The sequence below is a fragment of the Paenibacillus popilliae ATCC 14706 genome (genome assembly GCF_000315235.1).
GTDB lineage: Bacteria > Bacillota > Bacilli > Paenibacillales > Paenibacillaceae > Paenibacillus_B > Paenibacillus_B popilliae.
Map to the genome: position 1 here is coordinate 1 of NZ_BALG01000212.1, position 9,996 is coordinate 9,996.

The window sequence follows — 9,996 nt, forward strand, 5'->3', positions numbered from 1 at the left end:
TTCATCTCTTGTCTGCTCAATGTGATTGTCTCCTGTCCCATAGTGACATTATCTCAGAACCGTTATGGGATGACATTATCACAGAAGAACAACACACAGCGATAGCGGCGTCATTGACAAGTGCCGCCGGTTTATTTATACTATGTTATCGAATAAATAGCACAAAAGAAGATTCCGGCAGCGATAACAGGAGCCGGCTGGAACAATCTTCACCGGGTCGAACCCGTTACCAACGACAAGGCGATCGCCCGTTGTGGACGACCGCCGGACTGCACTGCGGCAGAGACTGAACAATGGGCCGCCTGTCCGGAGACGGTCTCTTACCGGGTGATAACCAGGGTGGTACCGCGATGGATTTCAATCGTCCCTGATTTATCAGGGGCGATTTATTTGTATAAGGGGCATCGGCAATGCAGTCCATAGCGCTGCTTGCCGTCGCGAACCCGAGCTCAAAAATAACTTTGTGACAAATGGAGGCGTCAGTACGCATGAAAGCCAGTGAGATTCGCGCAAAATGGTTGGAATTTTTCGAGAGCAAAGGCCATCATATCGAGCCGAGCGCTTCGCTTGTCCCGCATAACGATCCGTCCTTGTTATGGATCAATGCCGGTATGGCGCCGCTCAAGCCCTATTTCGATGGGCGCGTCAAGCCGGACAACCCGCGGATTGCGAATTCGCAGAAGTGCATTCGCACGAACGATATTGAGAATGTCGGCAAGACCCGCCGTCACCATACGTTTTTCGAGATGCTCGGCAATTTTTCCATCGGCGATTATTTCAAGGAAGAGACAATCACTTGGGCATGGGAGTTCCTGACCGATAAGCGTTGGATCGGGTTCGATCCGTCCCGGCTGTATGTCACGGTCTACAACGAGGATGAAGAGGCCTACAAGCTGTGGAAGGAGAAAATCGGGCTGCCGGCCGATCATATTATCAAGACCGGCGACGACAACTTCTGGGATATCGGGGAAGGCCCTTGCGGTCCTTGCACGGAGATTTTCTACGATCGCGGCGAGAAGTATGGCACGCTGGAGGCCGATCCGGAATGCTATCCAAGCGGCGAGAACGAGCGCTATCTGGAAGTATGGAACCTCGTATTCTCTCAATTCAATCACAACAAGGACGGCAGCTACACTCCGCTGCCGAACAAAAATATCGATACCGGTGCAGGGCTCGAGCGGTTCGCTTCCATCCTGCAGGATGTCGACTCGAACTTCGATACCGATGTGTTCCAGCCGATGATTCAGGCTGCCGCCCGCATTGCGGGCGTTGCTTACAAGGAAAATGAGAAAATCGACATCGCGCTGAAAGTCATTGCCGACCATGTTCGCACCGTGGTGTTCGCTGTCGCCGATGGCGTGCTGCCTTCCAATGAAGGACGCGGGTACGTCATTCGCCGCTTGCTGCGCCGTGCGGTCCGCTACGGCAAAGTGCTCGGAATCGACCGGCCGTTCCTCGTGGATCTCGTCTTGCATGTCGGCGACGTCATGGGAGGATACTATCAGGACATTGTCGAGAAGCGAGAATTCATCGAGAAGGTCATTCGCAATGAAGAGGAGCGCTTCCACGAGACGCTGGCCGATGGACTGGCCATTCTCGGGGACATGGCGGAAGCCGCCCGTGCGGAAGGACGGACGCAGATTACCGGCGTCCAAGCGTTCAAGCTGTACGACACGTACGGCTTCCCGCTTGATCTGACGGAAGATTATGCTGCCGAACATGGGCTGACGGTGGATCATGAAGGCTTCGATGAAGCGATGCAGGCGCAGCGCGAACGGGCCCGTGCCGCGAGACAGGACGGGGCAAGCATGAAGATTCAGGGTGGACCTCTGGCGGAGTTGACGATTAAAAGCGAATTCGTTGGTTATAATGAGTTGGTAACCCAATCCAACATTGTCGCGATGTTCTCCGGCAATGAAGTCGTCGAGGAAGTGAAGGCAGGAGAGACAGGCCAGATTGTGCTCGATCGCACGCCGTTCTACGCCGAGAGCGGCGGACAGGTGAGCGATGGCGGCACGTTGTCCGCACCGGGGACAGCCGCCGTCGTGAAAGAGGTGTTCAAGGCGCCTCACGGACAGCATGTGCTTGTCGTCCAGGCAACGGAAGGCTCGCTGCGCACAGGAGTGACCGTGCAGGCGGCGGTTGCCCGCGCCGAACGGGAAAACATCGTGAAGAACCATACCGCGACCCATTTGCTGCACAAAGCGCTGAAGCAGGTGCTTGGCGACCATGTGAATCAGGCTGGCTCCCTGGTGGAGGCGGAGCGGCTTCGCTTCGACTTCACGCATCTGGGCGCTATCCAGCCGGACGAGCTGCAAGATATCGAGCGCCGGGTCAACGAGCAGATCTGGAACGGCATCGGCGTCATTATCGAGTCCAAGCCGGTTGACGAAGCAAAGGCGATGGGCGCGATGGCGCTGTTCGGCGAGAAGTACGGCGATATCGTGCGCGTTGTCCAAGTGGGTGATTACAGCATCGAGCTGTGTGGCGGATGCCATGTCCGGAACACGTCGGAGATCGGATTGTTCAAAGTGGTTAGCGAGAGCGGCATCGGCTCCGGCGTCCGCCGTCTGGAAGCCGTCACGGGCCGCCATGCTTATCAATATATGGAATCTCAATTGGATCTGCTGAAGCAGGCGGCCGGCCTGTTGAAGACTAACGCATCCGACGTGCCGAAGCGGGTCGAGGCGATATTCGCCCGCGAGAAGGAGCTGGCGCGCGAGAATGAATCGCTGAAGGCGAAGCTGAGCAGTCTTGAAGCAGGTCAACTGACCGATCGGGTCCGCTCGGTGGCGGGGATTCCGCTGCTGGCGGCGCAGGTCGACGCCGGCGGCATGGATGCGCTGCGCACGACGGCCGATGAGCTGAAGGCGAAGCTTCCAGGATCCGTGATCGCGCTGGCATCTGCAGCTGATGGCAAGGTGAACCTGGTCGTCGCCATCGCTCCGGAGCTGGTGAAGCGAGGATTGCATGCCGGCAAGCTGATCAAGGAGCTCGCTTCCGTCTGCGGTGGCGGAGGTGGCGGCCGTCCGGACATGGCTCAGGCCGGAGGCAAAGATCCGGGCAAGATCGACGATGCGCTTCGCCTGCTGGACGAATTGGTGGCCAAGCAACTGGAAAGTGGCAAATCGGGCTGTTGATCGAAAGCTTCATCGTTTCGACAAAAATTTATTGAATCATACAGGCGATAAAGCGGAATATTTTCGCGTTTGTTTGGGTATGTGTTATGATAAGAGTAAAGCGAGGTGTCGGCGATGAATTCCATGGATAAGACGATGAAGTTCAATGTGAAGGCAGAGGAACAGGAGGCATCCAGTCAAGATATATTACTGTCTGTCTACGATGCCCTTGTCGAGAAGGAATACAATCCTATCAACCAAATCGTCGGTTACCTACTATCCGGGGATCCTGCTTATATCCCGCGGCATAACAATGCTCGAAGCCTGGTACGGAAGAAGGAGCGGGATGAATTGATCGAGGAACTGGTGCGCTTCTATCTCAATCATCACCGTTAACCAGCGTACGGCTCCCGAGTTCATCGGGAGCCGACATAGGAGACGATAATGAAGATTCTCGGCTTGGATTACGGGGACCGCAAGATCGGGGTCGCGGTCAGCGACGCGTTCGGCTGGACGGCGCAAGGCCTTGAAGTCATCGTTCGGCGGAAGCCGGAAGATGACCTGCGTCGGATTGGCGACATCATCAAGGAGCACGGCGTCGAGGAAATAGTTATCGGATTGCCGAAGAACATGAACGGTACGATTGGACCGCGGGGCGAATTAAGTATGTCATATGCTGAAATCTTGAAGCAGTCGTTCGGATTGCCCGTTCACCTGTGGGATGAGCGCTTAAGTACGGTATCGGCGGAGCGCGCTTTGCTCGAAGCAGATGTAAGCCGGAAGAAGCGCCGACAAGTCATTGATAAGATGGCGGCAACCATAATTTTGCAGACGTATCTTGACTATCAATCAAGAAGGTGAGGGGTTACCATGACACAGGACAATTATTTGCAAGAGGAACCGGAAATTATTTATATCCCGGACGATGAGGGCAATGAAGAAGAGTTTGAGGTCATCATGAAATTCGAAGTGGATGGTTCTGAGCGGAAATATATGATGGTAATTCCCGTTGATTCCGAAGACGAAGAGACCGATGAAGTATATGCGTTCCGTTATGAAGAAGACGGTGATGATCTGAAGCTGTACATTATCGAAGATGAAGAAGAATGGAATATCGTAGAAGAGACATTCAATACGCTGGTCAGCTCCGAGGAGGATGAAGCGTGAGCACCGATGAGGGCATCCGGTTCATTGAACGCTTGAAGAGCGTCTATGGCGAAGCGGTGGAGATGACAGACGAGCGCGGGAAGAGCCGAACCTGGACGATTGTCGCGGAGTTCGAGTACCGCGGACGGGCGTATGCCGTGCTGCAATCGGGCGAAGGCAAGGACGCTGAGCCGGATCTGTTCCGCATCGTGCCGGAAGGCGACAACGGTTGGCAGCTTGAGACGATAGACGATGATGAAGAATGGGAAGACGTGATGGAGCGCTATGATGAAATCGCATTCGCCGATCAATTCTAGCCGCTCCATCGCAGATACTGGGATTGAACTTGTGAAGAAGGGCGGATTATCCGCTCTTTTTCCATGTAGGAGCGTGGATGAATGAAGACAGGGACGAAGGCGATGACCGCTTTCCTCATTCTGATTATCGTAGCGGGAGCCGGAGTACTCGCTTATGTGTGGAAAGGCATGCAGCCGCTGCCGATGGAGGGGCGCGAGATTATCGTCACGATCGAACCGGGCACGGAAACGTCCAGCATCGCTTACCGTCTGGAAGTAGAGGGCGTTATTAAGAATGCACATATTTTTATAGGCTATTTGAAATATAAAAATGAAGGTTCCCGCTTTCAGGCCGGGGCATATGCTTTCAATCCAGGTGTTACGTATGACGAGATTATTGCTCGTTTGAATCAGGGCGATGTCGTTCCAGATAAAATGATCCGCTTTACGATTCCGGAAGGCTATACGGTCGCGCAGATTGCCGACAAGCTGGCTGATGAAGGGTATGTGAACAAGGACACCTTCCTCAAGCTGACGGATGACATCGCATGGTTAGCGGGGCACTCCGAGTTAACGGCACTTATTCCGACCGACGATGACATCAAGCATCCGCTGGAAGGGTATTTATTCCCAGAGACATATGAGGTGAAGGAAGGAAGCAGCGAGGAAATGATCATCGTGCGCATGCTGGATGAGATGCAGCAGCGGTTGCTGGACATCTCTCCGGGTTGGGAGGATGAGCTGCAAAATAAAAATCTAACGCTTCATCAATGGTTGACCGCTGCATCGCTGATCGAACGGGAAGTCGTCGTCGATGAGGAGCGCCCGCTTGTGGCGGGGGTCATCTTCAACCGCATGAAGCGAAGCATGAGGCTGCAACTGTGCGCCACGGTCGAGTACGTGCTGGACAAGCCGAACGAACCGCTGTATTATAAGGACTTGGAAATTGAGAGTCCTTATAACACGTATCGGATTGACGGCTTGCCACCGGGTCCGATCGCGAGTCCGAGCAGCGCGTCACTGGAGGCGGTGCTGCATCCGGAGCCTTCCGACTATTTGTTCTATGTTACCAAAAAAGACGGCAGCTACACTCATTTGTTCGCCAAAACGTATGAAGAGCATTTGAAAAATAACGAAAAAAGCAAACAGACAGCAGGGGAATAGAAAGTGGGGAAGGAACGATGACGTATCAACCCGAATTGCTCGTCACTGCCGGCAGCACGGAAGAGGTTGCGCGTCTGCTTGAAGCTGGCGCGAATGCAGTCTTGGTAGGGGAAGAGAAGTACGGAGTGCGTCTACCAGGCAAGATGACGCTTGATCGCATTGAAGCAAGCTTGCTGCATACCCGCACCCGTGAGGCGAAATTGTATGTGGCAGTGAATAATATATTTCATAACGACAGGCTTCAAGAATTGGCCGACTATTTGCGCTGCCTGGAGCAATTGAAGGTGGATGCGATCGTCTTCGGCGATCCTGCCGTGCTGATGACCGCGCGTTCAGCCGCCCCTTCGCTGAAGCTGCACTGGAATGCCGAGATGACGTCCACCAACTACAAGACGGCAAAATTCTGGCAGAAGCGCGGTGCAAGCCGCATCGGCGTGGCGCGCGAGCTGAATATGGAACAGGTGCTGGAAATGAAGCAGCAACTGCCTGACATGGATGTGGAAATTCAAGTGCATGGCATGACGAATATTTATCATTCCAAGCGGTATTTGGTGAATCATTACTTCGCGCATCTCGGGGAGCGTGACGAGTTGGGCCGTGCCGATCTGAGCCGGAAGCTGTTCCTCATTGAGCAGGAACGTCGCGAAGAGAAATATCCGATCTTCGAGGATGCGAATGGCACGCATATTATGAGCTCGGATGACATTTGCGTGCTCGAGGATCTGAAGCCGCTGCTGGATGCGCGGGTTGACTGCTTCAAGATCGAAGGGCTGTTGAAGCCTGTATCGTATAATGAGACGGTCGTGAAGGTGTATCGGGAAGCGATTGACACTTATCTTCGCGATCCGGATCAGTATCGTTTCAAGGAAGAGTGGATGGATCGCATCCGGGCCATACAGGATCCGGAGCGCGAGCTGTCGTTTGGGTTTTTCTATAAAGATCAGGTGTATTGAGAGGGGAGCGAACAGCGATGACAACCGAAGCGATGCCTCCTGGATGGAAAGGCAAGCGGTATCGACTGAATAAGCCCGAATTGCTCGCTCCCGCTGGGAACTTAGAGAAGCTGAAGTTTGCGATTCATTATGGCGCAGACGCCGTCTATATCGGCGGGCAGAAATACGGTCTGCGCTCGAATGCGGACAATTTCAGCTTCGAGGAAATGCGGGAAGGCGTAGCGTTCGCCCGGAAGTACGGAGCGAAGGTATTCGTGGCGACGAATATTTATGCTCATAATGAAGATCTTGAAGGCATTGAGGACTATTTGCGCCAGCTAGAGCAGGCTGGCATCAGCGCCATCATTGCGGCGGATCCGATGATTATCGAGACGGCACAGCGCGTGACCCCAGGGCTGGAGGTGCATGTCAGCACCCAGCAATCAATCGCCAATTGGCAGACGGTCCAATTCTGGAAGGAGGAAGGCACGCCGCGCGTCGTCCTGGCGCGGGAGACCAGCCTGGAGGAGATCGTAGAGATCAAGCAGCATGTTGACATCGAAATCGAGGCGTTCATCCACGGCGCGATGTGCTCCTCTTATTCGGGACGCTGCGTGCTATCCAATCACTTCACGAACCGAGATTCGAACCGGGGCGGCTGCTGCCAATCCTGCCGTTGGAAATATGACCTGTTCGAAGACGGACGTCCGGATCCAGAGCGGGCCGTCACTTCGGAGGACGCTGCAGGCTCTCCGGTGCTGGAGCAATCCCGGCTCGGCGGCAATCAGATCGTCCTTGCGGATGAGGAGGATCATGCCTTCTCCATGAGCTCGAAGGATCTGTGCATGATAGAGCATCTGCCCGATCTGATCGATGCCGGCGTCGACAGCTTCAAAATTGAAGGCCGGATGAAATCGATTCACTATGTGGCCACCGTTGTGAACGTGTATCGCCAAGTTATCGATGCCTATATGGCCAATCCGGACGCTTATGAATTGAAGCAGGAATGGCTGGACGAGATTCGCAAGGCGGCGAACCGTCCCGTCAATCCGGGCTTCTTCTATGATGAGCCGGATCACGAGGATCATATCTATGAACCGGAAGAGAAGGCGGCGCCGTATGACTTCGCCGGGCTGGTCATAGACTATGATCCGGCGACAGGCATGGCGACAATCCAGCAGCGGAACCACTTCAAGCCGGGGACGGAAGTCGAGTTCTTCGGCCCGAACGGCACCTTCTTCAAGCAGACGATCGGCAAGCTGTGGGATACCGACGGCAACGAACTGGATGCCGCGCGCCATCCGCTGCAGCTTGTGCGAATGAAGGTAGACGAACCGGTTCGCTACTTCGATATGATGCGGAAAAAGACAGCAAAAGCGTAACCGAATTCGAGCCTTTTAGTGGGAGAACCCCGGAAATAAAATGGTTCTCCCACTATCCTCAATGACCATGCACAATTCGTCACAGGTATGTTCGTGCAAGCGAAATTGAACACCCGAGCGTTGCTCGACCAGGTATTTCCGACGTATACACAGTTGTTTCGGAATGTGTTCTCGACCACATCCTTCTACTACACGATGCTTTGTATAACCTCATCATTGACTACTCGCGTCCCCACAGAATTATACCTTATACTGCCAAAAGGATTTTACCAAAAGTACAGGATTGAACGAAATGATTTCAGCAGATTTTTTTAAGTGATAAAGAACGAATACTGCTGCACTATGGACTGAGCGTTCACGCTTATAGTCTTATGTACTATCACGATGCTATTTCATTTACAAGTATTCCACTTGCTTATGCGGATTTTGCGAATGGCACCGTAGTACAGACTGAAACCGGATTCAAGCCAATTGAACAAATACGGGTTGGAGATCTCGTGTATGCAAAAGATGAAACAACGGGAAAAACAGGGTATCATAGAGTTATTCAGTTATTCCAGAGACAAGCGGATAAGACGTATCACATTACCGTAAATGGAACTCCAATCACGACATCCGGAGAGCATCCATTCTGGGTGCATGGCCAAGGATGGGTAGAAGCAAGCCATCTGAAGGAAGGAGATCTGCTTCAAAGTCCAGAAGGAACGCCCTATCTGATCGACCGGATCGAGATAATGAACAACAGTTTACCTGTGTATAATTTCGAAGTCGAAGAAGTACATAATTATTTCGTTACGGAGTCGGAAATATGGACGCATAATGTCATCGGAGCAATTGTAAGAGCGATAGTACAAGGTGTTACAAAATACGTTGCAAAAAATACTGCGAAAAACGTTGTGAAAAACTCCGGAAAAAGCACTGCGAAAAGCTCTGTCAAAAATACTGGGAAGGTATCTAAGAGGACGGAAAAAGCTGAGAAACCTTCTCTTCCAGATTATGTTTGGAAAAAGGATGCTCCTAAAAACTCAACTCCGGGCAACAAAATTACACACTATAAATATAATGAAAGAACAGGTAAGGTAGAAAAATCCACTGTTATATATGACCGGTATGGTAGACAACAATATAGGGTTGATCATTCTAATCATGGGTACGCTGACCATTCTAACCCACATTTGCATGAAAGGCTGTGAAAAACGATATGATTTTTAGATAAAATAAGGAGGTGTTGAATTGGATTTTATTAAAAACATTCAGAAGGTTCTCGATAAAAAACATGACTTTGATGTAAGACAATTAAAGTTTATAACCAGTTTGAATTATTATATTGATATAAATTCAGAGTTCGAGGACGTATCTTATCTTGATATATGTTTTGTTTTGGACTCAAACATTTCAAGTGAGAAAATGGATATATTAATTAAATTTACAAACGTATCGTCTTTGGAGATTAAAGATTTTGGGGGAGCTTACAATCAAATTTTAGGTTTTGAAATTATTGATTATGGACGAAATGGATGGGAAAAAGCGAATAGATTTTTTATCAACGATTATGAAAATAGCATTATAAAGTTCAACTGTGAATCAATTGAAATCTTATCTGTTAAATAATAGGAACTAAACCTTGGTTGTCCTGAAACGGCTCGGGAACGGAGGTTCCGGGTTATAGTGGGCATCAAGCTTCTTCAGAAAGTCAACGAATTCACGACTGCGATGACGTTCTTCGATCGAACCGATCACTTCGCCGGTGACTAAATCAATGCCTGCCAGCAGGCTCAGTGTTCCATGCCGGTTGTACTCAGAGTCACGACCTATGGTGGAATGTTCCCCGGCGACGGGAGGCAAATCCTCGGCGGTATTGCTGATCGCCTGAATGCCAGGTTTCTCGTCGTAGGACAAATAAACGTCGCAGAGCGGTTTTATTTCTTCGTTCTCCAGAATGTATTCGATTTGCTGA

The 9,996-nt window shown here is 51.6% G+C and carries 10 protein-coding genes and 1 pseudogene; 10 read left to right on the forward strand and 1 reads right to left on the reverse strand.

What is annotated here, in order from left to right:
* The first annotated feature begins 488 nt into the window (after positions 1 to 488).
* From alaS to PPOP_RS13325, 10 genes are all read left to right on the forward strand, one after another.
* Positions 489 to 3,140, forward strand: a complete 2,652-nt coding sequence (alaS, locus tag PPOP_RS13280) for an alanine--tRNA ligase (protein WP_042228848.1) — start codon at positions 489 to 491, stop codon at positions 3,138 to 3,140.
* Positions 3,141 to 3,254: 114 nt separating this feature from the next.
* The gene (locus PPOP_RS13285; protein ID WP_006287029.1) at positions 3,255 to 3,515 is read left to right on the forward strand and encodes an IreB family regulatory phosphoprotein; all 261 of its coding nucleotides are present in this window, start codon (positions 3,255 to 3,257) and stop codon (positions 3,513 to 3,515) included.
* A 48-nt stretch (positions 3,516 to 3,563) separates the two neighbouring features.
* Positions 3,564 to 3,980: a Holliday junction resolvase RuvX gene (ruvX, locus tag PPOP_RS13290; RefSeq protein WP_006287030.1), complete on the forward strand. Its 417-nt coding sequence runs from the start codon at positions 3,564 to 3,566 to the stop codon at positions 3,978 to 3,980.
* 9 nt (positions 3,981 to 3,989) lie between these two features.
* Positions 3,990 to 4,286 (forward strand): DUF1292 domain-containing protein, encoded by a 297-nt coding sequence (locus tag PPOP_RS13295; protein WP_006287031.1) that lies wholly within the window; start codon positions 3,990 to 3,992, stop codon positions 4,284 to 4,286.
* The gene (locus tag PPOP_RS13300; protein WP_006287032.1) at positions 4,283 to 4,582 is read left to right on the forward strand and encodes a DUF1292 domain-containing protein; all 300 of its coding nucleotides are present in this window, start codon (positions 4,283 to 4,285) and stop codon (positions 4,580 to 4,582) included. The genes PPOP_RS13295 and PPOP_RS13300 overlap by 4 nt, the downstream gene beginning before the upstream one ends.
* An 81-nt stretch (positions 4,583 to 4,663) precedes the next feature.
* Complete coding sequence (gene mltG / locus PPOP_RS13305) at positions 4,664 to 5,725, forward strand: endolytic transglycosylase MltG (RefSeq protein ID WP_006287033.1); 1,062 nt, start codon at positions 4,664 to 4,666, stop codon at positions 5,723 to 5,725.
* A gap of 17 nt (positions 5,726 to 5,742) precedes the next feature.
* Positions 5,743 to 6,678 carry a peptidase U32 family protein gene (locus PPOP_RS13310; protein ID WP_006287034.1) on the forward strand — a complete coding sequence of 312 codons (936 nt, stop codon included), beginning with the start codon at positions 5,743 to 5,745 and terminating at the stop codon, positions 6,676 to 6,678.
* A gap of 17 nt (positions 6,679 to 6,695) precedes the next feature.
* Positions 6,696 to 8,039: a peptidase U32 family protein gene (locus PPOP_RS13315; RefSeq protein WP_006287035.1), complete on the forward strand. Its 1,344-nt coding sequence runs from the start codon at positions 6,696 to 6,698 to the stop codon at positions 8,037 to 8,039.
* Between the two features lie 371 nt (positions 8,040 to 8,410).
* Positions 8,411 to 9,232, forward strand: a complete 822-nt coding sequence (locus PPOP_RS13320) for a polymorphic toxin-type HINT domain-containing protein (RefSeq protein ID WP_006287036.1) — start codon at positions 8,411 to 8,413, stop codon at positions 9,230 to 9,232.
* Between the two features lie 40 nt (positions 9,233 to 9,272).
* Positions 9,273 to 9,650: a hypothetical protein gene (locus PPOP_RS13325; protein WP_006287037.1), complete on the forward strand. Its 378-nt coding sequence runs from the start codon at positions 9,273 to 9,275 to the stop codon at positions 9,648 to 9,650.
* 6 nt (positions 9,651 to 9,656) lie between these two features.
* Here PPOP_RS13325 and PPOP_RS13330 read toward each other — a convergent pair.
* Positions 9,657 to 9,996 (reverse strand): annotated as a pseudogene (locus PPOP_RS13330) (hypothetical protein); the annotation flags it as partial.